Origin of the sequence: Thioclava sp. 'Guangxiensis' (assembly GCF_045348365.1) — a bacterium.
GTDB classification, from domain to species: Bacteria; Pseudomonadota; Alphaproteobacteria; order Rhodobacterales; family Rhodobacteraceae; genus Thioclava; species Thioclava kandeliae.
The window spans coordinates 1,748,830-1,772,248 of record NZ_CP155822.1; the positions used below are offsets into that span (position 1 = coordinate 1,748,830).

Below are 23,419 nucleotides of genomic sequence, written 5' to 3' on the forward strand. Positions count from 1 at the left end.
CCTGCTATGCGCCGTGTCGTTATTACCGGTCTGGGCGTTGTCAGCCCGATCGGCAACTCCGCCGAAGAAGTCACCGCGAGCCTGCGCGCAGGCAAATCGGGGATCACCTTCCAGCAAGACTATGCCGATCGCGGGTTCCGCAGTCAGGTTGCCGGTGTGCCGGAAGTGGACTTCGAGGCGCTGATCGACAAGCGCCAGCTGCGCTTCATGGGCCCGACGGCGGCCTATGCCTATATCGCCATGCAACAGGCGATTGCGGATTCGGGTCTCGCCGAAGATCAGGTCTCGAACGAGCGCACGGGTCTCGTGGCAGGCTCGGGTGGCCCGTCCACCTCGAGCGTGTTCCAGGCGCATACGATCACCGTCGAGAAGGGTAGCCCCAAACGTATGGGCCCGTTCATGGTGACCAAAGCCATGTCCTCGACCGTCTCGGCCTGTCTCGCGACGCCGTTCAAGATCAAGGGTGTGAACTACTCGATCACCTCGGCTTGCTCGACCTCGGCGCATTGCATCGGCAACGCGGCCGAGCTTATCCAGATGGGCAAGCAGGATGTCGTGTTCGCCGGTGGCGGCGAGGAGGTCGATTGGACGCTTTCGTGCCTCTTCGATGCGATGGGCGCGATGTCGTCCAAATATAACGACGCACCGGCCACCGCTGCACGCGCGTTTGATGCAACCCGTGACGGGTTTGTTATTGGCGGCGGCGGCGGCATTCTGGTGCTCGAAGAGCTGGAGCATGCCAAGGCCCGTGGCGCCAAGATCTATGCCGAAGTGACCGGCTATGGCGCGACCTCGGATGGCTACGACATGGTGGCCCCTTCGGGGGAGGGTGGCGAGCGCGCGATGCGGCTGGCGACCTCGACCCTGCCGGCAGGCCGCAAGATCACCTATATCAATGCGCATGGCACCTCGACCCCCGTGGGCGATGTGCGCGAGGTCGAAGCTGTCCGCCGCGTGCTGGGCGAAGACCATGCACCGATCTCCTCGACCAAGTCGATGACCGGCCATGCGCTCGGGGCGGCGGGCGTCAACGAGGCGATCTATTCGCTTCTGATGCTGCAGGGGGGCTTTATCGCGCCCTCGATCAACGTGACCGAGCTTGATCCCGCGCTGCGTCCCGAAGAGATCGCGACCCAGATGATCGACAATGTCGACCATGATTCTGTTCTGTCCAACAGCTTCGGCTTTGGCGGCACCAACGCATCGCTCGTCATGAGCAAGTTCCAAGAGTAAGAGGACGCCATATGGCCGAGTTGATGAAGGGCAAGCGCGGGCTTGTCATGGGGGTGGCGAATGACCGCTCCATCGCATGGGGGATCGCCAAGGCTCTGGCCGAAGAGGGGGCCGAGCTGGCCTTCTCCTATCAGGGCGATGCGTTCGGCAAGCGCGTGCAGCCCTTGGCGGAATCGCTGGGCTCTTCCTTCCTGGTCGATGTCGATGTGACCGATGATGCGTCGATGGATGCCGCTTTTGCCCGTCTGAAAGACGAGTGGGGCAGCCTTGATTTCATCGTCCATGCGATCGCCTATTCCGACAAGAACGAGCTGGCGGGCCGTTTCATCAACACCACCCGCGAGAACTTCAAGAACTCGCTCTCGATCAGCTGCTTCAGCCTGATCGATATCGGTCGCCGTGCCGAGGAACTGATGCCGAATGGCGGCTCGATCATCACGCTGACCTATGCCGGTTCCAACCGTGTGACGCCCTTCTACAACGTGATGGGTGTGGCCAAGGCCGCGCTCGAATCCTCGGTGCGCTATCTGGCCAATGATCTGGGCCCGCAGGGCATCCGCGTGAATGCGATCTCGCCCGGTCCGATGAAGACGCTGGCAGGGGCGGCCATCGGTGGCGCGCGTAAGACTTTCCGCCATACCGAAGCCAATAGCCCGCTGCGCTCCAACGCGACGCTGGAATCGATCGGCGGCACGGCAGTGTGGCTGTCGTCGGATTACGGTGCCTGCACCACCGGCGAGACCATCATGGTGGATTGCGGTTATCACGTTCTGGGTATGCCGCAGAGCGAGAACCTGTAATCGGGTAGATGGAATTGAAAAGGCCCCGAGGAAACTCGGGGCCTTTTTCATGAGGTGACGGAAACCGCAGCAACCGTTGGGAGGTTGAATTTCCCGAGGACCTGAAAAATCAGGTGGGCGCCAGGTAACAAGGCCAAGACCCTGACAGAGCCAGCTCCCTCGGAATCGGTATAGGCCACTGGAAAGACGTTCCCGTTACGAGAAGAGCAGTAACCGTCTCCCCACAGATAGGAAAGCGCGCGGGGCTTCGCAAGCCCCCTCGTTCAATCTTACGCGCTTTCGTGAGGGGGCAGGGGCTGGACTTATGTTCGCGCTTCGTTCATCCTGCAGTGCATGTCCGATATGCAGACCCTCTCCGAAATGCAGCCCGGCCAGATTCTGGCCCGTGGCATGGCGCGCGCGCTGACCGATCTGGGGCTGGCCTCGGTGCTGGAAATGCCCCTGCGCCCGCGACTGCGCGCCGATGTGATGGCGCTCTCGCGCAAGGGCGAGATCTGGATCATCGAGTGCAAATCGAGCCGTGCCGATTTCATGTCGGATCATAAATGGCAGGGCTATCTGGACTGGTGTGACCGCTATTACTGGGCCGTGGATGCCGATTTTCCGCAGGAGCTTCTTCCGGAGGAGACGGGGCTGTTCATTGCGGACGGATATGGGGCGGAAATGCTGCGCGAGGCGCCCGAGGCGCGGCTCGCGCCCGCCCGCCGGAAGGCTTTGACGCTGGATTTTGCGCGGATCGCTGCAGCGCGGCTTCAGGGCTATCGGGATCCGGCTGTGCCGGTCCTGCCCGAGGCCGCGCGCTGAGATTATTTCTTTTTCTTGCCGGATTTGCCGGAGCTGGCTTCGGAGGCGATCAGACGTGCGGCATCGGCGGCTGCGCGCAGTTCCTCGGCGATTTCCTCGGCCTCATCGGGGTCGAAATCCATCGGCAGGTCGATGCCGTCGCCTTCGAGGTAGATTCGCACCATGCCGAGATCGGTCGGGCCGATCTGGAGATTGGCACTGGTGTCGTGTTCGCTATTGATGCTCATAACGGTGCTCCGGTTGTGGCTTTGCGCGTTGCCTAGACGTGATTATTCCATGAGGCAAGGAAAATGCCAAAAACCTGTTACACCCCCCTTGCAATCCCCATTCGTAATCGGTAAATCCCGCCTCACGGTGCCGCTTTAGCTCAGTTGGTTAGAGCGCTGGATTGTGGATCCAGAGGTCCCCTGTTCAAGCCAGGGAAGCGGTACCATTTTTCAATAACTTAGCTGAAACGTCGCTCCGAGTTGTAACGGGTTGTATCCGTTTGTTGTGACGTTGTGACCGCGCCTGATTCACGTGGAACGGCGCAGTTTCACCACCTCGGCCACCGAAACATTTTTCTCTCTGATATAGCGGTCGGTCGTGCGCATGTTGGTGTGGTTCGCCTGATGTTGCAGCTGAATCGGTGTGGCGCCATGGCGCTTGGCATCGTTGATCGCACCGGCCCGCGCATCCATCATTTTCAGCTCCTTCGGCAGCCCCGCCGCCCGGGCCGCCAGCCGGAACATCCGCGCCCAGTGGTGGCGGTCGAAGGGCATCCCGTTCTTGTCGACAAAGACCGGCCCCGTGCGGTCATTGACCGGCGTCTCGTCGAGGCGCGCCCGCAGCTCGGGCACCGCGGTGAGATCGAAGACCATCGCATCCGAATCGTTGCGCTCGGTCTTGGAGGGCGTCTTGCGGATCTGGGTGAGATCCGCATCGATCATGTCCCATGTGAGCCCGTCCTGCCAGCGCCGGCCGCCGCGCATGATCCCGGTCCGCTCGTCATCCGTCGGGCGCAGATACTGCCCGCGCACATCTACCGCCCTGAGCGCGAACCACCATTGCATCATGTAGCCCGTGGCAAAGGCGCGATAGCCCAGCTCGTCGGCCTTCTCGATCACGGCGGCAATCTGCTCGGCCGTGGGCGCGATGGTGCGGGGCTTGGGGGATTTGAAGCGCGTCTTCGAGAGGATCAGCGAGAGTTTCGCCGCTCCCTCGAATTCGATCTGCACGCCGTAATTCACGAAGATCCGCAGCATGCGGAAGGAGGTGGCGATGAAATGGATGCTGCGCCCGTTCTCCTTCATCGCCTTCTCCCAGCGCCGGATCGCCGCGTAATCGGCATCCACCACCAGCATGTCGCCGATCGCGCCGCGCCAGTAATTGCCATAGTGGCGGTATTGCTCGCGGGTGTTCTGTTTCACATCGCGGATGGGCGAGATCTCGTCGCTCAGGTAGCGGGCGATGAGGTGGTGGAAGGTGCCGGGCTCGAGGCGCGTCTCGTTCTCGGCCTTCTCCATCCAGCGCACCATGTCGCGGGTCAGCTCGCGGGCGATCGTGGCGCGTTCCTCGTCGCGGTTGTCACCCGCGATCCCGGGCAGGGCAACCGGCCCCACGACATAGCCCATGCCCTGCGCGGTCTTGGTGGCGCGCCAGTAGACGCGACCTTTCGATTTGACGGTGCAGGGGGCGTAGAGCGGGTCGGACCCGTCCCAGAGCGCAGGTTTAAAACGCATTCTTTCTTTCCTTCAGTCGTTGGGCCGTTTCGGCGGGCGCCGACGCGGTCATGCCGTCGCTCACGCGGCGGCGTTTCTCGATCCATGCGATGACATCGGCCTTGATGGTGAGGCCGGTCAGCGGATCACGTTTGGGGAAGCCCTCGCGCCCGAGCTTGTCGCGATGGCTGCGGAACCAGGTGATCCGGCGGCCGAGCGTGGCCGCGACCCATTGATCCGAGCCATAGGCCGATACGGGGGCGAAGGTCGCATCCGGGGCGATGTCGGATCCGTGGAAATTGTGGTCATGTTCTCCCATCAGCGGCTTCCTTCGAATAGCAGGAGAATGGTGAGGCAGGCGGCAAAGGCCGCGCCGGCGATGATGGCGATCAGCATGCGGGGCTCAGAAGTCGATCTCGGTCGGCTCCTGCTCCTCGCGCAGCCGCCGGAGCTCCTCGGCCACGGTCCTGCGGACCATGTTGCCAAGCGCCCGCCCGCTGGGTTTCTGGGGGCTTTGCGCCTGGCGGAGGGTGGCTTGGCGCGGAGCTGTCTCCGGACGCGCGGCCAGAAGGCTCTGGGCGCTGTCCCACGGCGCGCGCGAGAGGCTCACTTGCCGTGTCGAATGTTCTGTCTTGCCCAGCCCGTCGGGGATGGTCACCGCGCGTCTGTCCTGGCGGCGCGGTTTGTCTTGTGGGGTGGCATGTGTCTGCATTGGCCGTCCTTTCGATCAAGGCAGCGGAAGCGGCGAACCGGTGAGGATATGTCGGGCAAAAGGCCGCTTGCGCCTTTCGGTCCCGCACGAGGGCGGGACGGGGTGGAGCTTGGGGCGGTGCCTCGCAGGGCGCTGGCCGAAGCCCGTAAGGGCGGGTGGTGCTGGCCCTTGTCCCGTTGCAGCACCACCCGATCTGGCCCCGTGGAAACGCCGGAAAACGCGGGGCCAAATTCTGTCAGTCCATCCCGAGTGCCTGCTTGTAGATGTCCATGATCGCCTCTTCCTCGGCGATGTCGTTCTTGTCGCGTTTGCGCAGGGCGATGATCTTCCTGAGTATCTTGGTGTCGTAGCCGCGGGCTTTGGCCTCGGCCATCACGTCCTTCTGCTGCTCGGCGATGTCCTTCTTCTCGGCCTCGAGGCTCTCGAATTGTTCGATGAACTGGCGTAGCTCGTCGCCGGTCACCTGATAGGCTTTGTCCTCGGCGGCCTTGAAATCCGCATCGGGTTTCGTCGGCGGCTTGCCCGCATTGGCGCGGCTGATGTTATGGGCCGTGCGGGCGAGAAGCTCGGGCGCCTCTGTGTCTTGGGGGATGGGCGTCATGGCGTTCACGATGGGCTCCTCGAGAAAAGGCCGGGCGGCGGCGAGCAGCGCGCCACCCGGCAGTTGGGTTGCGAGCAGTTCACAGGCAACCGATTTCAGAAGGCAGGGTTCTCGGCCTGCCATCGGGCGCAGGTGATCTGTGCCAGCGGGTCGAGATGGATCAGCAGGAACAGGATGGCGGCGCCAATGCCGAGTGCGGCCCATATGGGCGATCTCGGTCGTTTCGCTTGGTAAAAGGTCTGCATGGCGCGGCTCCATCCTGTGAGGCGGCAGGCTCATATGTCGCTGCCTTCCTTCTTCACGCTAATGGGGACTTTTGGAACGGTCAAGTGTTATTTGGGGACATATGGCCCCAAATAATATTTGCGTAATATTGAGTTTGGTTGCCAGGGTGTGTATTCAGCGTCGAGGTTGGCCTGTGGTAATCCAAGTAAAGTTAATAAGCATAGTTGATTTCTACGGCGCATTGTTCTTATTTTGTTCCCAATATTATTCGGGACGAAAATGGCAGAACTAATTGAGTTGAAAGATGTAATTGCGGTGTTGCGCGAGGTTGTTAGTCTGCCTGACGGCCCAGAGCGCGCTGGCCTGCTGCTGCAGCTCGCAAGAACTGGCGCTCCTCTGCGGATAGAGCAGCATATAAGCGAGCTAGCTCGAGACGGTCTTCAGTCAGATCGTCCGCGATGAACTCATTGAGAGTTAAGCCGAAGTATGCGGCGATCTTCACTGCGTCATCCGCATTGGTCGATGCGGTGTCGCGTTGCTTCAGCTTTTTGAGCTGTTCGTACGATACGCCCACGGCTTCGCATACCGCCCGAAGGCTGGGTTGCGAGGGGCCTCCCACGCGGGATAAAAGGGCATCACGAAAGCGCATTGTCATTGGGGACAAACTTACCGCGACAGCTTGTGCTTCGTAAGGCGTCAAAAGTCCCTTGACTTCATGGGGGCTATTGTCCCTTATTGGCATATGAAAACCGAAAGCCTCATCCTCGCGATCGAAAGTTGCGCCCGGCGTCATGGCATCGCACCCACAACGGTGGCCAAGATGGCAGCTGGAAATCATCGCCTCTACTCCCGCTTGAAAGCTGGTGGCAGTTGTACGGTTCGTATCGCGGATCGGCTGTTGTCGAAGATTGACGACATTGATCGTGAAAGATCTGGCCAATGAGGCAGGTCGGTTGCCCGCGCTTCCATGTTCTTTCATTGGGAGACGCTGGGGAAATCAAAACGCTTGCGAAGGTGACGCGATGATCCAGACGAAGATCCGCGAGGATATTTCCGAAATTCTCTCCGAACTGTTGGTGACCGATCGGGGCCCCGCGCGGTTCCAGCCGGCCTATGAGCAATTCGCGGGGCAGATGACCGATCCGGCGCAGTTCTCGCGTCGGCGCAATGGTTCGCTCGACTGGACGATCATGGATGCGATCGTGATCCAGCATGTGACCAAGTCCGATCGCATCAATGATTACATGCGCAGCCTGCGTCGCAATCAGGTGGCCATGTCGCCGATCGCCGAGGCGGCCAGCCTGATCGAGATCGCGGCCAGCATCTACAAGGAGAGCGGCGAGGCGGCCTCCGAGGTGGCCAAATGCGGCGATCAGATCGACGCGATCACCCATGCCAATGTGCTGCGCGAGCTGGAGGAAGCGCGGGATGCGGTGCTCACCGCGCTCGATCGGATCAAACGCCTGCCGCTGGCCTCGGTGCCAAATGTGGTCCGCCATGAACGCGCATGAGGATTGGGCCGCACTGGCCCGTGCCGCCAAAACGCTCGACTGGTCGGGGCCGATCACCTTCGGGGTGGATCCGGTCGAGGCCGCCAAACGCTCGGGCGGGCGGATCGTCTATGTCTCGACGCCGCTCGTCCTCGATGGGTGGCAGATCCCCGAGACCGTCGTGCTCGATGCCGCGCGTGCGGCTGCAGAGCTGGCCCGCTTCAGGGTGGGGGCGGTGTCTCCGGTGGTGCTGGGCGCCGCCTATCTCGATGCCGATATGCATCTGGGCATCCGCGATCCCAAACGGTGGGCGCGCTGGGTGGCGCCGATTCGCAACGCGTCGGGTGCGATCTGGGTGCCGGCAAGTCGCGGCTGGTCGCGTTGCCCGCAGGTCTGGGCCGATGTGCAATGGGCCGTCTCGCATGCGGTGCCCGTGATGGTCGAAGCACAGGAGACGAGGCATGGGCGTTAAGCCGGTTTTCTCGGTCGTAAGCGAGGACGGGCTGCCGGATTATCCGATCTCGGCGCTCGACCGGCTCGACAGCCATTATTTCGTGACCTTCAACCTCAAGCGCTGGCGCGGGAGCGAGTTCCGGCGCGGGGCCTATACCGATCCGGAGGTTGGGTTCTTCGGGATGGAGCTGTTCTGGGCCGCCCAGGACGAGACGCCGATCGGAACACTGCCTTGCGATGATGAAAGCCTTGCCTTCCTTCTGCGTATGCCGGTGGCGCGCTGGCGCGAGCTGAGCAGCCGCGTGGTGACGCCGCTCCACGGCTGGCAGCCGGTGCAATGTGACAATGGCCAGAGGCGGCTCGCGCATCCGGTCGTCACGGCGGTCGCGCTGGAGGCGCTGGGGTCCAAACGCCGCAATGATGCCAAACATGCGGATGACCGGATGCGAAAAAGGCTTGGCACCATCGCGGGGCATCTGGCAAAGAGCATACCGGGCGGGGCGCGGATCGCGGAAAGCGAGGAGCGCCTGAACGCGATCAGCGACTGGATCGAGGCCGCTTATCCCGGTGGCAGCGCAACGCTGAAGCGCATCCGCGAGGCGCTCGAGGATCTGTCGAGCCGTGGCTGAGCCTTCGAAAACTTCCACAAATCCTCCTGAAATCTTCCTCCGGAAGAAACAGAAATTTTTGCGGAGGATTTTGGAGCTTTTTATTTTTCCCAAAAACCGCGCCGCTGAAAGGACAAGAGAAGAAATGACAAGAAATGAAATCTTTCGGGCCGGCGCAAAAATCGACGGGCGAGCTTGTGGATAACTCGGGATCTGCTGAGAAAAGGAGAGGTGACATGGACAGTGCAGAACAGGCGGCCGGAGAGAAGCGGGTGCGGGCGGTGCTCTTCGAGCCGCTCATGCGGCTGGGGCTCGGGCGCCCCTCGACCGTGACCAAGGCGGGCTTCGAGGAGATGGTGGCGGAGGTGAGCGGCAAGCTCGCCTATATGTCCGAGATCAATCTGGCGGCGCTCAAGGAAGAGATCGCGGCCCATCCGGGCGGCACGCGCAAGGACCGGATCTGGGCGGGCCCGCAGATCCTCGATAAGGCGGGCGATATCGATCCGCCCGAGGATACCGGCAGCCCGCTGATGCGCGCGGTCTTTGCGAGCGGCATGGGGCGCGAGGCGCTGCGCGATGGCTGGGCGCCCGAGCTGCGCCGCGCGGTCAAGGACACCCGCCGCTGGCCCAATGCGTTCGCCGCTAGCCAGCTGCGCGAGAAGGCACGGGAGAACCTGCGCCGCCTGATGCTGATCGAGGAGAACATGGCCGCGGGCCGGCAGGTCTCCGATGACGACATGGCCTTCCGCCACCGGCGGCGGGCCGCAATGGAAAAATGCGAAGCAATTGCGCAACTGGCGCAGGCAGGAGACAGGGCATGAGCAAGGCAATGCGGAAGCTGAAAGTATCGATGGCGGCCTCGCCATGGGATCTGGGCCAGACGACGGCGGCGCAGCTGCGTGGCAAGACCTTCGAGAAGGTGATGGTTGTTAATCGTGAAACAGGGAAATCCGAAAACCCCGATGGGGCGATCCGTGCGCGGCGCGAGACCTGGGTGGACCGTTACGAGCGCAAGGAACAGCTCACCGCAGCACAGGCCCATGTGGCGCGGGCGCTGGCCTTTGCGGCCGAGGGCGAGCGTCAGCGTGATCCGCTGGCCGCCTTGGGTGTCGTCGATGCGTCGGGGCAGGTGGATCGGGCGGCGGCCTATGTGGATCGGCGCCGGCGTTTCCACCGGATGTGGGCCGATGTGCCGCAATTCGCCCGTCCTGTGGTCGCGCATGTGGTGCTGGGGGATGGGTCTCTGGGCAGTTTGTGCGGTGGAGGTCGGGATCAGGCGCGACATCTGGATCGCCTTCAGAGGGGCCTCGAGGCGCTTGTGGAACGGTGTCAGAAGAAAAAGGATTGACGCGGAAAACTAAAGCGTCCAGATTGGCATCATCGCAAGAGCTGCGCCCGGAACGGATAAAACCGTTGCCGGGCTTTTTCATGCGCGCTTACATGGCCTCCTTGACGCCTATCCTGATCAGCCACCAGTTCACCGGAAACGCCGTCACAAACCCGCAGAGCATGGCGATCTGCATCACGAACCAGAACTCGACCGAATTGGTCCGCAGCTCGGTGCCCAGCACCTGCGGGAAGAGCCAGAAATGGGCGATGGCCATGAAGCCATACATGCCGATCTGCCACGAGGTGAGCGAGGCGGCATCTGCTTTCACGGCCTCTTTCAGGGCTTCGCCTCTGGAGATGTCGCGCATCGGCTTGATCGCGAAATACTGGAAGGCGACACCGAAGCCGAAGGCGAGAACGAAATCGAGAACCCAGACGGCAAAGATCTTCTCGGCGAAGATCCATTGCCAGCCGAAGGCCACGGCCACTGCCGGAAGGAGGAAGGCGAGCCATTCGGCGATGATATCGCCCAAGGTGCACCCGCTGCCGCAATGGAGCGCGCCTTTGGCGACGGTTTTCATGGTCGGGCCGGACATATTGTGCCCGTGATCATGACCGTGGCCATGCTGGTGCCCGTGATGGTCGTGATGCTGTTCCGTCTTGAGCGGCGCGCGGCCCACCGACAGGTAGAAGGCCAGAACCAGAACGCTGCCGAAGAGCGCGCAGAGCGGCCAGACGAGGTTCATGATCCACATATGCTGCGGCCTCTTTCGCTCGTCCTGCGCGATCCAAATGGCGCAGACGATGGCGAGGGCAAGAGAGATGAGGGCGACGATATGCAGGGCGAGGGGCAAAGCGGGCTCCTTTTCAATGGGGACAGGGTCTCAATGGGCCCATCCCCGAAAAGTTCCGCTTCAGGCGTCACTCTGCATGTACTCGACCTCGATCTCGTTGAGGATGTCGTAGGAAGGGACCAGATCGACACCTAGATGCTCGCTCAACTCCTCATGGATGGAGAGCGCCATGCGCTTCTCCTCGATCAGCCGGTCGATGACCTCGGGGCTGGTTTCATCCTCGCCGCTCTTGGCGACCTCCTCGCTCAGATGGGTGAGTTCGGTGATCGCTTCAACCAGTCGGTGTTGCTCGTTTGTGAAGTAGCGCATCGGTACTAAGCAGACTTATCAATGGATGTTGACCAGATCTACTCACGCGCCGGTTGCGCTGTCTATTGTAAATGTCCGGACAAGTAGGGTGACCTCGCGCCCTCAGGACGTAGAAACCGATTAAAGCTTTCGAATAAACCTATCAGAGGAATAAATGAAAACTTCAGTTATTGAAAATGGCTTCCGGTGTCAGTTGCGGCGATAATGAGCGGGCTACTGATTCTCTTTCGGGCGAGAAGGGCGCGCCCGGTCCGGATGTCTTTCCAACGGCTAGAGACCGAGCGGAGGTTTCTGTTTCCAGATATCGGTAAAGTTGGCCAGAGGCGTCCGCTCCAGATCTTGGCGGACTGTTTCGAGGAGGGGCAACTCGACCTCGAGGCGCTCGCAAAGGGCGATATGATCTGCCAGCGCGACATGCTTCTGGGAGAGCAGGTGGCTGAGCGTGAGAAGCCTCTCGCTCCTGTCGGCCCCTTCCTCGGGTTCGCGGCGGGCGATGATGCTTTCCAACTCGCGGATAGATTCGACCAGCCGGCGTTGCTCGTTAAGAAAATAGGGCATACTTGCTACTGCCTCCCCATCAACGTGTGTTGATAATGGTAATCGCAACTGTCCGATGTGTCTACGTCGCCTTGCTCAAACTCGCGGCATGACCCGTGTGGGCATGAAATCAGGAGAGCCCGATGCCCAAGCCACTGCTCGACACCTCCGGCTTCACCACCGCACTCGACACGCTGGCCAAGCGCGATGTGGTGATCGCCTCGACCTGGGCGCTCAATGATACGGTGGAGGAAGCGCGGGCGCAGGTGGCGGAGCGGATGACGGTGGTCTTCGACCGGCCCACGCGGTTCACGCAGAACGCATTCCGGGTTCGCAAAGCCCGCAGCTCCGATCTGGAGGCCTCTGTTGAGGAGCGGGCGGTGATTGGCCGGCGCCATTACCTGAAGGTGCAGGAAGAGGGCGGGCCACGGGGCCAGACGGGGTTCGAGAAGCTGCTCGCGCAGAACCTCGCCTTCGAGGGGATCCTGCAGTCGGTGATCCCGGCCGAGGGCGCGCGGCTTGATGCCTATGGCAACTGGTCGACGGGCGAGCGCAATCAGGTGCTCTCGGCGCTGAATGCCCAGCGGGATCGCGCGGCCAACGAGACCACGGCCTCGCGCAAACGAAAACCCAAACGGGCGCGCTATTTCGTGCCCAAAGCGGGGCTCACGCAGGACATCTACAAGCGCGGGCCGTCGGGCATTGCCGAGCGGGTGGCGATCCTGTCGGACAAGGTGCCGGTCTATCAGAAACGCTTGGGCTTCTTCGCCGAGGCCGAGCGGATCTACGAGACGCGGCTGCCCGTAAATCTGGGCCGGACACTGACCAAGATGATCGCCAAGCGCTTCGGCTGAACGCCGTAACGCCCACGGGTCCTTCCGGGCCCATGCCCGCATGCGGGTAATTCGCACCCCGTGACGTTCACCTGTTCTGGAGTTTCCTGCAGGTGGGGTTGGGGTTGTTGTTGTTATTCTTCACCGAAGGGGTGATCCCATGGATACGCTTGTCACGCTGACGGATGGGAGCGTGCTCGATACCGCGCTCTATCCGCTGCCCGACGGGCTGTCGGATGGGGTGATGAACCGCGCGCAACTCGCCATCGCCTTCAATGTCTCCGAGAACTCGGTGACCAAATGGGTGGGTCAAGGCATGCCGGTGCTGACAGCGGGTCAGAACGGGGTGTCTTACGAGTTCCAGCTCTCGCATTGCTATGCCTGGCGCAGGACGCGGGACGAGCAGAGCCGCGCGACCAAGGCCACGCGCGATGCGCATGCGATGCAGGCCTCTCTGGCCTTCCGCAACCTCGATGAGGAGCAGGAAGAGGAAGAGGGCGGGCTGACCGCCAAGCAGCTGCGCGAATGGTCCGAGGCCGAGTATCACCGCAACCGCGTGGCCGAACAGCGCGGCGAGCTGGTGCGGGCGGCCAAGGTCTCCGAGCTTCTGGAAGATCTGATCGGGGTGGTGGCCACGGCCTTGGGCACGATGCCCGACCATCTCGAGCGCGATCTCGGGTTAGGGGTCGAGGAGGTCGCGAAGGTCGAGGCGCGGTGCGACAAGGTGGTGATGAAGATGCGCGAGCGGATCGAGCGCTCGATCCTTGGCACGGGCGCGGTGGAAGATCTGGCGGAGTACCGTCAGGACGAGATGGGGCTTTAGGATATGGTCGAGATGATGGATCGCGGGGCGTCGGTGCTGAACATCCCGCCGCTGCCCGCCTGGACGCAGCCGCGCGAGCTCCTCGCCGATGCGCTGCCGCTTCTGGATCCGCCCTCGCGGATCTCGGTGACCGATGCGGCCGAAGAGTTCATGCAGGTGCCGATCGGGACGGACTGGTCTTTGTTCGACCGCTCGGTTGCGCCCTATATGGTCGAGCCTGCCGATATCACCCAGTCGCGCAAGTTCAAATCGGTCTGTTTCGTGGGGCCATCGCAATCGGCCAAGACCACGATGCTGATCACGGTGGCGGTGCATTCGGTGATGTGCGCGCCGGCACCGGTGCAGATCATCCATATGTCAAAGCCCGATGCGGATGCCTGGGTGGAAGAGAAGCTCGACCCGATGATCGAGCATAGCCGCAGGGTGCGCGAGCGGCTGGGACGGGCGCGTGATGACAGCACCTTCTCGCGCAAGCGCTTCAAGGGGATGCGGCTGACCATCGGCTATCCGGTGGCGCGCCAGCTGTCGTCGCGCTCGCAGCGGCTGGTGCTCCTGACCGATTACGATCACATGCCGCAGGTGCTGGGCCCAAAAGATGCGCCCGAGGGCAGCCCCTACGGGATGGCGCGCCAGCGGATCCGGACCTTCATGTCGCGCGGCTGCGTGCTTCTCGAGAGCACACCGGCCTTTCCGGTGACCGACGAGACCTGGAAGGCGGGGAGCTCGAACCCGCATGAGCTGCCGCCCGTCTCGGGCGGGATCGTGCGGATCTATAACGAGGGCACGCGGGGGCGGTTCTATTGGGAGTGCCGCGAGTGCGGAGAGCTGTTCGAACCGCACTTCAAGCACCTGCGCTATGACAACACGCTCGAGCCTGCGGTGGCGGGCGCCAGGGCGGAGATGGGCTGCCCGCAGTGCGGCACGCTTTACAGCCATCGCCACAAGAACGAGATGAACCGCCAGATCCTGAAGGGGCGCGGCGGCTGGCTGCATGAGGGCACGACCGTTGGCGCGGATGGCAAACGGGCGCTGGTCACGATCGATGATCCGGATCTGCGCGCCACCGATGTGGCGAGCTATTCGCTCAACGGGGCGGCGGCGGCCTTTGCCAGCTGGGAAGGGATCGTGACCTCTTATGAACTCGCGCTCCGGCAGGCCGAGCAGTTCGGCGATTATACCGAGCTGAGCCGCGTCTACTTCACCGAGCGCGGCGAGCCCTATGTGCCGCATGGGTTGCAGATCGAGGGCGAGCTGACCACCACCATGCTCTTCGAGCATGCGGTGCGGCTCGATCGCAGGACCGCGCCCGGCTGGACGCGCTTCATCACCACTTCGGTCGATGTGCAGGGCAACCGCTTCGAGGCGCTGGTCATGGCCTGGGGCGCGCAGGGCGAGCGGGTGATCATCGACCGCTTCGCGCTGGCGCAACCGCCGGAAGGGGCACCACGGGCCAAAAACGACGACGGCGAGTTCCGTGCCCTCGATCCCGGCCGTTATGCCGAGGATGCAGGGGCTCTCACCCAACTCGCGGGCCGCACCTATCCGGTCGAGGGCCAGCCCTGGGCGCTCGCCCCTTGCGCGGTGGCGGTGGACTTCAACGGGCCTGCGGGGTGGTCGGATCATGCCGAGCGCTTCTGGCGCGGGCGGCGCAAGGCGGGCGAGGGGGAGCGGTGGTTCCTCTCGATCGGGCGCGGCGGGCCGAACCTCTCGGACCGCGTCTGGTATGCCGCCCCCGCGCGGGGCTCAAAAGGCCGCAAGGCCCGTGCGGTCCGGCTCCTCAATATGGCCACCGACCGGCTGAAGGATTCGGTTCTCGCGGCACTGGGGCGTTTCGAGCGGGGTCCGGGGGCGCAGCATACGCCCGACTGGCTCGAGGAAGAGCATCTGGCCGAACTGCTGGCGGAGCGCCGTGGCCCCAAGGGCTACGAGCTGAAGGCCGGCGTCAAACGCAACGAGACGCTCGATCTCTCGGTGCAGGCGCTGGCTTTGGCCGAACATAAGGGCCTGAGCCGGATCAACTGGGAGGCCCCGCCCGATTGGGCGGTGCTGGGCGTGGCCAATCCCTTCGCGCTGCGGCTGGTGCCCGAGGCGTGCGAGGCACCCCAACCGGACGCAGCCGAACCAGGTCAAGAGACAGAACCGGAGGCGGCGGGTGATCCCGACGCGCCTTCCTACACACCGCGCCCGCAGCCTGCGGGCATGGGCATCAGATATCTTCGGAGACGTTAGAGATGGCTTGGACAGCATCCGCAAGGAGATACTCATGAAAATTATCCTGCGCTTGCGCGCTACGCGCCATTTAAGTGAGCAGCAGGTGCTTACCGCTGCCCGTTTTGCCAAAGACCCTAACCGTTTCCGTCTCGCACCTACAGGCTTCAGGCTCTTGCATGATGTGATTCTTAAAGGGACACCGCTCGAACAGATCGAACAACGTCGAGGTTGGTCCGCGCGCTCTGCTAAGATCGTGCTCTCGGTGCTTTTGCATATGATCGAGGAGACAGAGGGCACCTTCTGGTCGGAAGAACTCGAGGGCAGCGCCGAGGAGATGCTGGCCTATCTCAAGGGTGAGGATGATTACGAGCTTCTTGAGATTCAGAACGGCTTAGGGCTACAGGCCATGCCTGCCCGTATTTTACAAATCCTGATCCATGCGCAGGGGCCTGTTTCGGGCGAGACGCTGGCGCGCCGGATCGAGACGCGCTGTCGCACGGAGGTGAGCGATAAGGCTATCAAGGTCCATATCGTGCATATCCGGGCGGCCCTGCCCGCAGATCTGAGCATCAAGACGCATATCGGTTTCGGCTACGAACTGCAGCAGGCGGGGCGCAAGCCTTCGGCTGAGGCAGCGCTTGGCGCGCTGCAAAGCACCTGACATAAAGAAAGGAGACGTTAGAGATGGCTTGGACAGTAGCTGACATCACCCGCATGGAGCGGGCCATCGCGACCGGTGCGCGGGTGGTGCAGATCAATGGCGAGCGGGTGGAATACCGCACGCTCGACGAGATGCGCGCCACGCTGGTGATGATGAAAGACCAGCTCTCGGGGGCCAGACCCGGGGCGTTCCAGGTGACCTATCCCAAGACCCTGCGGGGGCTCTGAGACCGATGAACCCGATCGACCGTGTGGTGACCTTCTTCAGTCCTGAAGCGGGTCTCAAACGCATGCGCGCCCGCAAGGGGGCCGCGCAGCTGATGAACTATGACGCCGCCTCGCGCGGGCGGCGCACCTATGGCTGGAAAGCCCCGGGCTCTTCGGCCGATGCGGCGGCCTTCGGTCATCGCGCCCGCCTGCGCAATCTCTCGCGCGATATGATCCGCAACCGCCCCTATGCGGCGCGGGGGCGCGATGTGGTGGTGGCCAATGTGGTGGGCGAGGGGATCACGCCCTCGATCCGCATGGAGGGCGGGCAGAGCAAGGGGCAGGACAAAACACGGGTGGAGGCGGCGCTCCAGCATCTCTTGACCCCCGATATCGATGCGCTTGGCGAGTATGATCTCTTCGAGATGCAGGGGATCGTGATGTCGACGGTCTTTGCCGATGGCGAGGTGCTGGTGCGTCGGCGCATGCGCAATCCGCGCCATGATCCGCAGCTGCGACTGCCCTATCAGGTCGAGCTGATCGAGGCCGATTACCTCGATATGACGGTGCAGTCGCATGGTAAGAACCTCGTGGTGGAGGGGATCGAGTATGGTCCCACCGGCGCGATCGAGGCCTATCACCTCTATAACGAGCATCCGGGCGCCGTGCAGAACCGCAAGGCTCTCAGCTCCACGCGGGTGCATTGGTCCGACATCCTGCATATCCGCCGCTTTGATCGCGCGGGCCAGCTGCGCGGTGTGCCGTGGCTGGCGCCCGTCATGATGACGCTGGGCGAGTTGGGCGATTATCAGGAGGCGCAGATCCTCAAGCAGAAGATGGCCGCGCTGATGGCGGTGGTGATCGAATGGGAGGATGCGGCCACCCGTCCGGCCAATGCGGGCGCGGGGCTCGAGGAGCTGGCCCCGGGGGCGGTGGTCAACCTCCCCGCGGGCGCAAAGCCCAACTTCACCACCCCGCCGAGGATCGACGGCTATGACGAGTTCATGCGCCGCGGCCTTGGCATGGTCGCGATGGGTCTGGGCATCAGCTACGAGGCGCTCGCGGGCGATCTGAAAGGGGTGAACTTCTCCTCGGGCCGGATGGGGCGGATGGAGATGGACCGGCTGATCCGCATGTGGCAGCGCGGGCTGATGATCGGGCAGTTCTGCCGCGGCATGGAGCGCTGGTTCCGCGAGGGGCTGGCGGTCAAGGGGGCGGCGCTTCCTGCCTTCACCATCGACTGGACACCGCCCCGGCGGATCCTCGTCGATCCGACCAAAGAGATCCCCGCGATGATCGAGGAGGTCGAGGCGGGGCTGAACTCGCGCCAGCGCACCCAGCGCGAGCTGGGGCGCGATCCCGACACGATCCGCGCCGAGCGGGCGCAGGACCACGCGGCAGACGCGGCGGCAGGGCTTGATCCGATCCAGCCCAAAACGGCCTCGGGCACACAGAGACAGGAGAGAGATGATGAAGGCGAGTGACCTGATCGTGGGCGGCGAGCTGATCCTGAGCGGGACGGTGCTGCTTGATGACTATGCGGGCTATATGCTCGAGAGCGATATCTTCTTCGCGCCGCGCATGGTCCGCGAGGCCCTGCAGATCATGGGCGAGGGGCCGGTGACCGTTCGGCTCAATTCGGGCGGCGGCCATGTCTGGGCGGGCGAGCAGATCCGCGCGATCCTCGCGGCCCATCCGGGCGGGGCGACCATCGTGGTCGAGGGGCTTGCGGCGTCGGCCGCCTCGCTTCTTCTGATGGCGGGGACCAAGCGGGTGATGTCGCAAGGCTCGCAGCTGATGATCCATGATCCGTCGGGCTTCGTGTTCGGGACGGAAGCCGAGATGCGCCGCGAGGCCGATGTGATCGGGGCCTCGGCCAATACCTATGCGGCTGTCTACGCGAGCGCCTCGGGCAAGACGTCTGACGAGGTCCGCGAGATCATGAAGGCCGAGACCTGGTATGGCCCCGAGGAGGCCGTGGCGCAGGGCTTTGCCGACGGGATCGCGGGCGAGGACAGCACCGCTGCCACCTCCAGCCTGACAAGATTTGCCACGATGGAGGCCGCGCGAGCGGCCTTCATGAGCGCAGGTGCCAGCTTCGAGCAGCTCCTGTCCCGTGTTCCCCAAATGCCCAATGTAAAGGAAGCAACCATGACGACCCCGAATACCCAGACCCAGGCGCCGCCCGCACCGCAGGCACCGTTGATGAGCACCCCGCCGCAAACGCCGCTCGCACCAGCACCGCAACCGGCCCCCCGGATGGCCACCCCGCAGCCCGATCCGGTGGCGGCCGAGCGGGCGCGGGTGAAGGGCATCCGCGAGATGGCCGCGCCCTTCCTGAGTTCGGGCCGGCTGATGCAGGCCGATATCGATGCGCTCATCGATGATGGCACGGCGCTCGTTGATGCCGGCACCCGCTTCATGGCGCAGATGGCCTCCGCTGAAGCGCCCTCGCGCAGTCATTCTCCCGCCCGTATCACTCGCGACGAGACCGACACCCGCATGGAGGGGATGATCGGGGCGCTGATGAAGAAGACCGACGGGCCGGCGGCCGAGTATCGCGGGCTGCGGATCAAACGCATGGCGATGGATCTGGGCGGGGCCACGCGCGGCTATGATGAGGCGGCACAGGTCAAGCGCGGCATGATGGCCACCACCATGACCGGCGGGGCGCTCGGCGTCAGCGATTTTGCCTATATCACCACCGAGGTGATGAAGCGCACGCTCCTAGCCGCCTATCAGCGTCGCGCGGCGAGCTGGCAGCTGGTGACCGGTGCGCCGATCTCGGCCGCCGATTTCCGCGAGCTGCATGCGGTGCGCTTCGGCGGTGACTTCCAGCTCAAACCCGTGGGCGAGAATGGCGAGTATAAACAGGCCCGTCTCGTCGATGAGGCCGAGGGGCTGAAGGTCGAGCGCCGTGGCCGCACGATCAACCTCACCTTTGAATCGGTGATCAATGACGATATGGGCGCCTTCCAGCGTATCCCGACCGAGTTCGCCACTGCCGCGCGGCTGATGGAAAGCTCCATGGTCTGGACGCTCTTCCGCAATAACGCCAAGCTCAAATCCGATGGTAAGGCGCTCTTCCATGCCGATCACGGCAATCTCGCGGGCACCGCAGCGGCGATCTCGGTCGCTTCGATTGCCGCCGCGCGCAAGGCGATGTGGGAGCAGCGGGCGTTCGGCTCGAAAGACAGCGATGACTTCCTCTCGATCGAGGCCGACCGGCTGATCGTGCCGCCCGCGCTCGAGATGGTGGCGGGGCAGTTCATCACCACGATCACCCCGGCCAAGACGGCGGATGTGAACCCGTTCTCGAACTCGCTGACGCCCTCGACGGTCGGGCATCTGGGCGCCGCGGCCGGTGGCTCGGATACCGCTTGGTATCTGGTCTCTTCCGACATGCCGCCGATCCAGCACGCCTATCTCGAGGGCTATGAGGCCCCGACGGTGGAGACGCTCGACGGGATGAACCCCGATGTGGTGACGATGAATGCCCGCCACATCTTCGGGGCGGCGGCGGTCGAGTATCGCGGGACCTATAAGAATGCGGGCGCCTGATCGGGCGTGAGGCAACGAGACTGACCTGACGAACGGGCGCCCTTTGTGGCGCCCGTCGTCATTTACGACCCATGCGAGAAGGAGATCGCGATGAAGACATATGTGCAAGCGGGTGAGAACATCACGCTGACGGCGGAGGCCGCAGTGGCCTCGGGCCAGCTGGTGAAGATCGGGGCCATCACGGGGGTGGCGCAAGGCAAGGCGGCAACCGGAGAGCCCGTCACGCTGATCCGGCGCGGCGTGTTCGAACTGCCCAAGACCTCGGCGCAGGCATGGACGGTGGGCGCCAAGATCTATCTGGCGGCCGCGGGCGATGTGGTGACCACGGTGGCCTCGGGCAATAGCCTTGTGGGCGTGGCGCTGGAGGCGGCGGATGATCCGTCCGAGATCGGCATCGTGCTCCTTGATGGCACGATCCGGTGACGGGTGTCTTTGCCGGCATGGCAGGGGTGCTGAGCGCGGCCTTTGGCGATGTGGTCACCTACATGCCCAAAGGCGGGGCCCCGCGCGAGATCCAGTCGATCTTCCGCGCCGCCCCCATCGAGATCGAGGGCGCAGACGGCACCCCGATCGTGATTGCCGCGCCCACATGGCGGGTCAGCCGCGATCTGGTGCCGGAGCTCGCCCGGGACGACCGGATCGATCCGGGGCAGGGTAAGATCTATCGCCTCGCCACGATCCACCCCTCGGGCTCACCTGCCGCAGATGCGCTGATCCTCTGCGAGCTGAAGGAGGTCTGACATGAGCCGGACGCAGTTCCGCGAGCTGGCCAAAGCCGCGCTCGCGAGCGCCCCCGACCTTGCGGGCGTCACGCTGGTCTCGGCCTGGGCGGGCAACTTCTCGGCCACTGACCTACCGGTGATGGGCGTGGCCACCCCGCGCGAGCGGGGGAAGCCTGGCACGCTCGCTTCCTTCGAGCGGGAGGTGCTCCTGCAGGTGGTGATCAAGCGGCTCGGGGCCGATGATCTGGAAGACCAGCTCGACCGTGATGCCGAGGCGATCAAGGCGGCGGTGATGGGGGCGTTTGGGGGCCAGCGCGTGACCCTCATGCCCGAGGAGGTCACCACAACGCTTAATGGCGAGGGCGAGTCGGTGATCGGCACCGCCGTCGTCAGCTTCACGCTCCAATATCTCAAACCCCTGCGCCGGTAAGGCGCGGGGATCCTTCCTCACAACAAAGGAGCTTCGCAATGCCGAAGGTCAAGAATACCGGGTCGAGCGATCTGACCCTGCCGAGCGGGCATATCCTGCCCGCTGGCAAAGAGACCGAGCTGCCGCAGGCCGTGCTCGATCTGATCGATAACCGCAATGTGCTGGGCGGGCGGATCCGCTCGGGCGCGATCATCATAGCGGCGGAGGCGAAAGCCGCCAGCGCCACCCCCGAGAAGAAAGGCTAACCCATGACCCAACGCACCTATATTGGCGCCACCGTTGAAGTGGCCGAAGGCAAACCCGCCACGCTCGATGCGGCGGGCTTTGGCGCCCTCACCGGCTTTGCCGAAGTGGGCGAGATTACCGAGTTCGGCGAGATCGGGGACACCTCGGAGGACACCACCGAGACCACGCTCAAGGGCCGCACGCTGCACGTCAACGGCGCGCTCGATGGCGGGACCTGCGACTTCACCTTCCTGCTGACCGGCGACACGGATGCGGGGCAGGAGATCCTCAAGGCCAAGTCTAACACCAATGAGGATGTCTCGGTGAAGATCACCGATCCCGATGGCGAGGTGATCTACTTCCACACCAAGGTCGCCAATATCCGCGACCGCTCGCGCACGGCCTCAACCGCCAAGGGCATGACTGGCCAGTTCCGCATCAACTCGGCGCTCGTGCGCGTCGCGGCCTAAGCCACACGAAGAGATCTCCGGCGCTTAAGGGTTGCCGCCGGAGCCGGGCGGTTGCGGGCGTGGTTCACCCGCAGCCGCCCTTTTGCTTGAACCCGAACCCTGAAGGATAAACCCATGGACTTCACCAAATTCGACAGCCGCTCGGCCGCTGACAAACCCGCCCGCCTGCATCTGAAAGACCCCGCCTCGGGCGAGGAGCTCTTTGCCGATGAGGCGCGGACCAAACCCTGCGTGGTGCTGGTGCGCGGCACCGAGAGCCGCGCCGTGCAATCGGCCCTGCGCGCGGTCCAGCGCGCCAAGCTGAAGGACAAGCCGAAGAAGGAAAGCGAGGAGGCCCGCACCCTCGAGGATCTCCATGCCCAGATGGTCGATGGCGCAGTGCCCCTGATCACCGGCTTCGAGAATATCGCGCGGGGGGAAGCGGCACTGACCACCTCCGAGGACGATCTGCGCTGGTTCCTGAACCTGCAGATGATCAACGGCCAGGAGGGTGAGAAGAGCTTTGCCGAGCAGGTGCTGGCCTTTGCCTCCAAGCGCGAGAGCTATCTGGGAAACGCAAACGCGCGCTGATCGCCTATGCCCGCCAGCTGGGCCATCTCCACTCCACACCGAAATCGTGGAAAGAGACCCGGCTGGCCTTCGCCGAGCGCATGGGCCGCCCCCTCGGGCTGCCTGAACTCGATGCCGGACGCTATCTGGTCGAGGCGATGATCCGCCTCGATCCGGTCCGCTCCACCGGCCTCGATCTGCGCGCCACCGACTGGCCCGAGATCAGCGCCTTCATGCAGGCCACAGGGCGGATCACCGAAGGCTGGGAGGCGGAACTCCTCTTCGAGATGTGCGCGGGGTATTTTGCGGCACGGCAGGCGGGGGAGGATCCGTTGGCCGTGGGGAGATGTGCTAAAACTGCCTAGTTTTACGCCAATTCACTTGAGACCTTCAGCATTCCTCTACGGCCAGAGGCTGGATGCTCTTGCTCGTTTGACCGCTCAGCCTAGCTCGAAACTGGAATGTTGTCGCATGCCGCAGACGGCAATTCGTGGGAGGTCACGGAAATGTCCAATGGAACCGGGAAGTGGTTTAGCAGTACGAAAGGCTTCGGCTTTATCGAGCCTGACGATGGAGGAGGGCATATATTCGTCCATGCGTCAGCGCTGGAGCGCGCGGGGTTGCTCGGTCTGAGAGACGGTCAGAAAGTCAGCTTTGATATCGAGACTGACGGCAACGGCCGTACGGCCGCAACCAATCTGGTGCAACTATGAGTACTTCTGACGATTTTTTCCAGAAGGTGGAGCGGACCGAAGTCATCGCGACGAAACTGCCAGTATCTGGCGCGATGGAGACAAGCCACGCCGACGCTGAGAGCATGCTGAGCGACGCTGCGCGTGTCCGCGACAAAAAGCGCATCAGAACCGATGCATCTTTCAAGGTCCTCCAAGCGGAGGAGCTCAAGAATCGCTCCGAGAAAACTGCGCGGCTTAAAGCGGCGAGACTTGCCCGCGACGCAGCGCGTTAACGAGCCAGGCTGCTGAGCCGTCTGGGCGTTCTTCAAAGATTTACAAGATCGCTGCCTCGCGCGGCACTAACCCCAAGGGGCGGACCTCACGGTCTGCCCCTTTTTC

Annotated in this window: 34 protein-coding genes, 1 tRNA gene and 1 other RNA gene; 25 read left to right on the top strand and 11 right to left on the bottom strand. The window is 63.4% G+C overall.

Going from position 1 to position 23,419, the window contains the following annotated elements; all coding sequences use genetic code 11:
• The first annotated feature begins 6 nt into the window (after positions 1-6).
• Complete coding sequence (fabB, locus tag ABEB22_RS08645; protein ID WP_339113288.1) at positions 7-1,233, top strand: beta-ketoacyl-ACP synthase I; 1,227 nt, start codon at positions 7-9, stop codon at positions 1,231-1,233.
• Between the two features lie 11 nt (positions 1,234-1,244).
• Positions 1,245-2,033: an enoyl-ACP reductase gene (locus tag ABEB22_RS08650; RefSeq protein WP_406870072.1), complete on the top strand. Its 789-nt coding sequence runs from the start codon at positions 1,245-1,247 to the stop codon at positions 2,031-2,033.
• Positions 2,034-2,090: 57 nt separating this feature from the next.
• On the opposite strand, the gene ssrS is transcribed toward ABEB22_RS08650, so the two are convergent.
• A non-coding RNA gene (ssrS, locus tag ABEB22_RS08655) (6S RNA) lies at positions 2,091-2,249 on the bottom strand.
• 117 nt (positions 2,250-2,366) lie between these two features.
• Between ssrS and ABEB22_RS08660 the strand changes: the two genes are divergently transcribed.
• Positions 2,367-2,837, top strand: a complete 471-nt coding sequence (locus ABEB22_RS08660; protein ID WP_406870073.1) for an MmcB family DNA repair protein — start codon at positions 2,367-2,369, stop codon at positions 2,835-2,837.
• Between the two features lie 2 nt (positions 2,838-2,839).
• On the opposite strand, the gene ABEB22_RS08665 is transcribed toward ABEB22_RS08660, so the two are convergent.
• Complete coding sequence (locus ABEB22_RS08665) at positions 2,840-3,064, bottom strand: DUF6324 family protein (protein ID WP_339113285.1); 225 nt, start codon at positions 3,062-3,064, stop codon at positions 2,840-2,842.
• Between the two features lie 129 nt (positions 3,065-3,193).
• Here ABEB22_RS08665 and ABEB22_RS08670 point away from each other — a divergent pair.
• Positions 3,194-3,270: transfer RNA gene (locus ABEB22_RS08670), tRNA-His, on the top strand.
• 82 nt (positions 3,271-3,352) lie between these two features.
• On the opposite strand, the gene ABEB22_RS08675 is transcribed toward ABEB22_RS08670, so the two are convergent.
• From ABEB22_RS08675 to ABEB22_RS08700, 6 genes are all read right to left on the bottom strand, one after another.
• Positions 3,353-4,558, bottom strand: a complete 1,206-nt coding sequence (locus tag ABEB22_RS08675; RefSeq protein WP_406870074.1) for a tyrosine-type recombinase/integrase — start codon at positions 4,556-4,558, stop codon at positions 3,353-3,355.
• Positions 4,548-4,856 (bottom strand): hypothetical protein, encoded by a 309-nt coding sequence (locus tag ABEB22_RS08680; RefSeq protein ID WP_406870075.1) that lies wholly within the window; start codon positions 4,854-4,856, stop codon positions 4,548-4,550. Before ABEB22_RS08680 ends, ABEB22_RS08675 begins: the two co-directional genes overlap by 11 nt.
• Before the next feature lie 84 nt (positions 4,857-4,940).
• Positions 4,941-5,249, bottom strand: coding sequence for a hypothetical protein (locus ABEB22_RS08685; protein WP_406870076.1), 309 nt, complete (start codon positions 5,247-5,249; stop codon positions 4,941-4,943).
• Between the two features lie 235 nt (positions 5,250-5,484).
• Entirely contained in the window at positions 5,485-5,790 is a 306-nt protein-coding gene (locus tag ABEB22_RS08690) for a DUF2312 domain-containing protein (protein WP_406871140.1), read from the bottom strand.
• A gap of 155 nt (positions 5,791-5,945) precedes the next feature.
• Positions 5,946-6,095, bottom strand: a complete 150-nt coding sequence (locus tag ABEB22_RS08695; protein WP_350938675.1) for a hypothetical protein — start codon at positions 6,093-6,095, stop codon at positions 5,946-5,948.
• 311 nt (positions 6,096-6,406) lie between these two features.
• Positions 6,407-7,054 carry a hypothetical protein gene (locus ABEB22_RS08700; RefSeq protein WP_406870077.1) on the bottom strand — a complete coding sequence of 216 codons (648 nt, stop codon included), beginning with the start codon at positions 7,052-7,054 and terminating at the stop codon, positions 6,407-6,409.
• A 43-nt stretch (positions 7,055-7,097) separates the two neighbouring features.
• Here ABEB22_RS08700 and ABEB22_RS08705 point away from each other — a divergent pair, with 43 nt between their 5' ends.
• The 5 genes from ABEB22_RS08705 to ABEB22_RS08725 all read left to right on the top strand — a co-directional run bounded on the left by ABEB22_RS08705 (position 7,098) and on the right by ABEB22_RS08725 (position 9,974).
• Positions 7,098-7,586: a hypothetical protein gene (locus ABEB22_RS08705; protein ID WP_339113280.1), complete on the top strand. Its 489-nt coding sequence runs from the start codon at positions 7,098-7,100 to the stop codon at positions 7,584-7,586.
• Positions 7,573-8,037, top strand: coding sequence for a DUF1937 family protein (locus tag ABEB22_RS08710; RefSeq protein ID WP_406870078.1), 465 nt, complete (start codon positions 7,573-7,575; stop codon positions 8,035-8,037). The genes ABEB22_RS08705 and ABEB22_RS08710 overlap by 14 nt, the downstream gene beginning before the upstream one ends.
• Positions 8,027-8,647 carry a hypothetical protein gene (locus ABEB22_RS08715; RefSeq protein WP_406870079.1) on the top strand — a complete coding sequence of 207 codons (621 nt, stop codon included), beginning with the start codon at positions 8,027-8,029 and terminating at the stop codon, positions 8,645-8,647. Before ABEB22_RS08710 ends, ABEB22_RS08715 begins: the two co-directional genes overlap by 11 nt.
• 215 nt (positions 8,648-8,862) lie before the next feature.
• Positions 8,863-9,447 carry a hypothetical protein gene (locus ABEB22_RS08720; protein ID WP_406870080.1) on the top strand — a complete coding sequence of 195 codons (585 nt, stop codon included), beginning with the start codon at positions 8,863-8,865 and terminating at the stop codon, positions 9,445-9,447.
• Complete coding sequence (locus ABEB22_RS08725; protein WP_406870081.1) at positions 9,444-9,974, top strand: hypothetical protein; 531 nt, start codon at positions 9,444-9,446, stop codon at positions 9,972-9,974. The genes ABEB22_RS08720 and ABEB22_RS08725 overlap by 4 nt, the downstream gene beginning before the upstream one ends.
• An 88-nt stretch (positions 9,975-10,062) precedes the next feature.
• Here ABEB22_RS08725 and ABEB22_RS08730 read toward each other — a convergent pair whose 3' ends face one another.
• The 3 genes from ABEB22_RS08730 to ABEB22_RS08740 all read right to left on the bottom strand — a co-directional run bounded on the left by ABEB22_RS08730 (position 10,063) and on the right by ABEB22_RS08740 (position 11,676).
• Positions 10,063-10,809 (bottom strand): DUF4396 domain-containing protein, encoded by a 747-nt coding sequence (locus ABEB22_RS08730; RefSeq protein ID WP_406870082.1) that lies wholly within the window; start codon positions 10,807-10,809, stop codon positions 10,063-10,065.
• A gap of 60 nt (positions 10,810-10,869) precedes the next feature.
• On the bottom strand, positions 10,870-11,118 hold the full coding sequence (locus ABEB22_RS08735; protein ID WP_406870083.1) for a hypothetical protein: 249 nt from the start codon (positions 11,116-11,118) through the stop codon (positions 10,870-10,872).
• Between the two features lie 270 nt (positions 11,119-11,388).
• Positions 11,389-11,676, bottom strand: coding sequence for a hypothetical protein (locus ABEB22_RS08740; protein ID WP_339113273.1), 288 nt, complete (start codon positions 11,674-11,676; stop codon positions 11,389-11,391).
• A 122-nt stretch (positions 11,677-11,798) separates the two neighbouring features.
• On the opposite strand from ABEB22_RS08740, the gene ABEB22_RS08745 reads away from it, so the two are divergent.
• The 16 genes from ABEB22_RS08745 (at position 11,799) to ABEB22_RS08820 (ending at position 23,313) form a co-directional block, all read left to right on the top strand.
• Positions 11,799-12,509, top strand: coding sequence for a hypothetical protein (locus tag ABEB22_RS08745; RefSeq protein ID WP_406870084.1), 711 nt, complete (start codon positions 11,799-11,801; stop codon positions 12,507-12,509).
• A gap of 139 nt (positions 12,510-12,648) precedes the next feature.
• A complete protein-coding gene (locus ABEB22_RS08750) occupies positions 12,649-13,311 on the top strand; it encodes a DUF1441 family protein (protein WP_406870085.1) in 663 nt (220 codons plus the stop codon).
• 3 nt (positions 13,312-13,314) lie between these two features.
• The gene (locus ABEB22_RS08755; RefSeq protein WP_406870086.1) at positions 13,315-15,540 is read left to right on the top strand and encodes a terminase gpA endonuclease subunit; all 2,226 of its coding nucleotides are present in this window, start codon (positions 13,315-13,317) and stop codon (positions 15,538-15,540) included.
• A 34-nt stretch (positions 15,541-15,574) separates the two neighbouring features.
• Positions 15,575-16,183, top strand: a complete 609-nt coding sequence (locus tag ABEB22_RS08760; RefSeq protein ID WP_406870087.1) for a DUF6456 domain-containing protein — start codon at positions 15,575-15,577, stop codon at positions 16,181-16,183.
• Positions 16,184-16,206: 23 nt separating this feature from the next.
• Positions 16,207-16,410: a phage head-tail joining protein gene (locus ABEB22_RS08765; RefSeq protein WP_406870088.1), complete on the top strand. Its 204-nt coding sequence runs from the start codon at positions 16,207-16,209 to the stop codon at positions 16,408-16,410.
• Between the two features lie 5 nt (positions 16,411-16,415).
• Positions 16,416-17,873, top strand: coding sequence for a phage portal protein (locus tag ABEB22_RS08770; protein WP_406870089.1), 1,458 nt, complete (start codon positions 16,416-16,418; stop codon positions 17,871-17,873).
• Entirely contained in the window at positions 17,857-19,950 is a 2,094-nt protein-coding gene (locus tag ABEB22_RS08775; RefSeq protein WP_406870090.1) for a head maturation protease, ClpP-related, read from the top strand. Before ABEB22_RS08770 ends, ABEB22_RS08775 begins: the two co-directional genes overlap by 17 nt.
• A gap of 90 nt (positions 19,951-20,040) precedes the next feature.
• On the top strand, positions 20,041-20,373 hold the full coding sequence (locus tag ABEB22_RS08780; RefSeq protein WP_406870091.1) for a DUF2190 family protein: 333 nt from the start codon (positions 20,041-20,043) through the stop codon (positions 20,371-20,373).
• Positions 20,370-20,690, top strand: a complete 321-nt coding sequence (locus ABEB22_RS08785) for a hypothetical protein (RefSeq protein ID WP_406870092.1) — start codon at positions 20,370-20,372, stop codon at positions 20,688-20,690. Before ABEB22_RS08780 ends, ABEB22_RS08785 begins: the two co-directional genes overlap by 4 nt.
• A 1-nt stretch (position 20,691) precedes the next feature.
• Entirely contained in the window at positions 20,692-21,102 is a 411-nt protein-coding gene (locus tag ABEB22_RS08790) for a hypothetical protein (RefSeq protein WP_406870093.1), read from the top strand.
• A gap of 38 nt (positions 21,103-21,140) precedes the next feature.
• Complete coding sequence (locus tag ABEB22_RS08795; RefSeq protein WP_406870094.1) at positions 21,141-21,347, top strand: hypothetical protein; 207 nt, start codon at positions 21,141-21,143, stop codon at positions 21,345-21,347.
• A gap of 3 nt (positions 21,348-21,350) precedes the next feature.
• Positions 21,351-21,797: a hypothetical protein gene (locus ABEB22_RS08800; protein WP_406870095.1), complete on the top strand. Its 447-nt coding sequence runs from the start codon at positions 21,351-21,353 to the stop codon at positions 21,795-21,797.
• A gap of 114 nt (positions 21,798-21,911) precedes the next feature.
• A complete protein-coding gene (locus tag ABEB22_RS08805) occupies positions 21,912-22,367 on the top strand; it encodes a hypothetical protein (RefSeq protein WP_339112866.1) in 456 nt (151 codons plus the stop codon).
• Positions 22,368-22,447: 80 nt separating this feature from the next.
• On the top strand, positions 22,448-22,711 hold the full coding sequence (locus ABEB22_RS08810; RefSeq protein WP_406870096.1) for a hypothetical protein: 264 nt from the start codon (positions 22,448-22,450) through the stop codon (positions 22,709-22,711).
• A gap of 141 nt (positions 22,712-22,852) precedes the next feature.
• Positions 22,853-23,059: a cold-shock protein gene (locus ABEB22_RS08815; protein WP_406870097.1), complete on the top strand. Its 207-nt coding sequence runs from the start codon at positions 22,853-22,855 to the stop codon at positions 23,057-23,059.
• Complete coding sequence (locus tag ABEB22_RS08820) at positions 23,056-23,313, top strand: hypothetical protein (protein ID WP_406870098.1); 258 nt, start codon at positions 23,056-23,058, stop codon at positions 23,311-23,313. The genes ABEB22_RS08815 and ABEB22_RS08820 overlap by 4 nt, the downstream gene beginning before the upstream one ends.
• The last annotated feature ends 106 nt before the right edge of the window (positions 23,314-23,419 follow it).

What these genes read in the sequence shown, in the direction of transcription:
- fabB (WP_339113288.1), top strand. Translation starts at nt 7, where the DNA reads ATGCGCCGTGTCGTTATTACCGGTCTGGGCGTTGTCAGCCCGATCGGC.
- ABEB22_RS08650 (WP_406870072.1), top strand. Translation starts at nt 1,245, where the DNA reads ATGGCCGAGTTGATGAAGGGCAAGCGCGGGCTTGTCATGGGGGTGGCG.
- ABEB22_RS08660 (WP_406870073.1), top strand. Translation starts at nt 2,367, where the DNA reads ATGTCCGATATGCAGACCCTCTCCGAAATGCAGCCCGGCCAGATTCTG.
- ABEB22_RS08665 (WP_339113285.1), bottom strand. Translation starts at nt 3,064, where the DNA reads ATGAGCATCAATAGCGAACACGACACCAGTGCCAATCTCCAGATCGGC.
- ABEB22_RS08675 (WP_406870074.1), bottom strand. Translation starts at nt 4,558, where the DNA reads ATGCGTTTTAAACCTGCGCTCTGGGACGGGTCCGACCCGCTCTACGCC.
- ABEB22_RS08680 (WP_406870075.1), bottom strand. Translation starts at nt 4,856, where the DNA reads ATGGGAGAACATGACCACAATTTCCACGGATCCGACATCGCCCCGGAT.
- ABEB22_RS08685 (WP_406870076.1), bottom strand. Translation starts at nt 5,249, where the DNA reads ATGCAGACACATGCCACCCCACAAGACAAACCGCGCCGCCAGGACAGA.
- ABEB22_RS08695 (WP_350938675.1), bottom strand. Translation starts at nt 6,095, where the DNA reads ATGCAGACCTTTTACCAAGCGAAACGACCGAGATCGCCCATATGGGCC.
- ABEB22_RS08700 (WP_406870077.1), bottom strand. Translation starts at nt 7,054, where the DNA reads ATGAAAGAACATGGAAGCGCGGGCAACCGACCTGCCTCATTGGCCAGA.
- ABEB22_RS08705 (WP_339113280.1), top strand. Translation starts at nt 7,098, where the DNA reads ATGATCCAGACGAAGATCCGCGAGGATATTTCCGAAATTCTCTCCGAA.
- ABEB22_RS08710 (WP_406870078.1), top strand. Translation starts at nt 7,573, where the DNA reads ATGAACGCGCATGAGGATTGGGCCGCACTGGCCCGTGCCGCCAAAACG.
- ABEB22_RS08715 (WP_406870079.1), top strand. Translation starts at nt 8,027, where the DNA reads ATGGGCGTTAAGCCGGTTTTCTCGGTCGTAAGCGAGGACGGGCTGCCG.
- ABEB22_RS08720 (WP_406870080.1), top strand. Translation starts at nt 8,863, where the DNA reads ATGGACAGTGCAGAACAGGCGGCCGGAGAGAAGCGGGTGCGGGCGGTG.
- ABEB22_RS08725 (WP_406870081.1), top strand. Translation starts at nt 9,444, where the DNA reads ATGAGCAAGGCAATGCGGAAGCTGAAAGTATCGATGGCGGCCTCGCCA.
- ABEB22_RS08735 (WP_406870083.1), bottom strand. Translation starts at nt 11,118, where the DNA reads ATGCGCTACTTCACAAACGAGCAACACCGACTGGTTGAAGCGATCACC.
- ABEB22_RS08740 (WP_339113273.1), bottom strand. Translation starts at nt 11,676, where the DNA reads ATGCCCTATTTTCTTAACGAGCAACGCCGGCTGGTCGAATCTATCCGC.
- ABEB22_RS08745 (WP_406870084.1), top strand. Translation starts at nt 11,799, where the DNA reads ATGCCCAAGCCACTGCTCGACACCTCCGGCTTCACCACCGCACTCGAC.
- ABEB22_RS08750 (WP_406870085.1), top strand. Translation starts at nt 12,649, where the DNA reads ATGGATACGCTTGTCACGCTGACGGATGGGAGCGTGCTCGATACCGCG.
- ABEB22_RS08755 (WP_406870086.1), top strand. Translation starts at nt 13,315, where the DNA reads ATGGTCGAGATGATGGATCGCGGGGCGTCGGTGCTGAACATCCCGCCG.
- ABEB22_RS08760 (WP_406870087.1), top strand. Translation starts at nt 15,575, where the DNA reads ATGAAAATTATCCTGCGCTTGCGCGCTACGCGCCATTTAAGTGAGCAG.
- ABEB22_RS08765 (WP_406870088.1), top strand. Translation starts at nt 16,207, where the DNA reads ATGGCTTGGACAGTAGCTGACATCACCCGCATGGAGCGGGCCATCGCG.
- ABEB22_RS08770 (WP_406870089.1), top strand. Translation starts at nt 16,416, where the DNA reads ATGAACCCGATCGACCGTGTGGTGACCTTCTTCAGTCCTGAAGCGGGT.
- ABEB22_RS08775 (WP_406870090.1), top strand. Translation starts at nt 17,857, where the DNA reads ATGATGAAGGCGAGTGACCTGATCGTGGGCGGCGAGCTGATCCTGAGC.
- ABEB22_RS08780 (WP_406870091.1), top strand. Translation starts at nt 20,041, where the DNA reads ATGAAGACATATGTGCAAGCGGGTGAGAACATCACGCTGACGGCGGAG.
- ABEB22_RS08790 (WP_406870093.1), top strand. Translation starts at nt 20,692, where the DNA reads ATGAGCCGGACGCAGTTCCGCGAGCTGGCCAAAGCCGCGCTCGCGAGC.
- ABEB22_RS08795 (WP_406870094.1), top strand. Translation starts at nt 21,141, where the DNA reads ATGCCGAAGGTCAAGAATACCGGGTCGAGCGATCTGACCCTGCCGAGC.
- ABEB22_RS08800 (WP_406870095.1), top strand. Translation starts at nt 21,351, where the DNA reads ATGACCCAACGCACCTATATTGGCGCCACCGTTGAAGTGGCCGAAGGC.
- ABEB22_RS08805 (WP_339112866.1), top strand. Translation starts at nt 21,912, where the DNA reads ATGGACTTCACCAAATTCGACAGCCGCTCGGCCGCTGACAAACCCGCC.
- ABEB22_RS08810 (WP_406870096.1), top strand. Translation starts at nt 22,448, where the DNA reads ATGGGCCGCCCCCTCGGGCTGCCTGAACTCGATGCCGGACGCTATCTG.
- ABEB22_RS08815 (WP_406870097.1), top strand. Translation starts at nt 22,853, where the DNA reads ATGTCCAATGGAACCGGGAAGTGGTTTAGCAGTACGAAAGGCTTCGGC.
- ABEB22_RS08820 (WP_406870098.1), top strand. Translation starts at nt 23,056, where the DNA reads ATGAGTACTTCTGACGATTTTTTCCAGAAGGTGGAGCGGACCGAAGTC.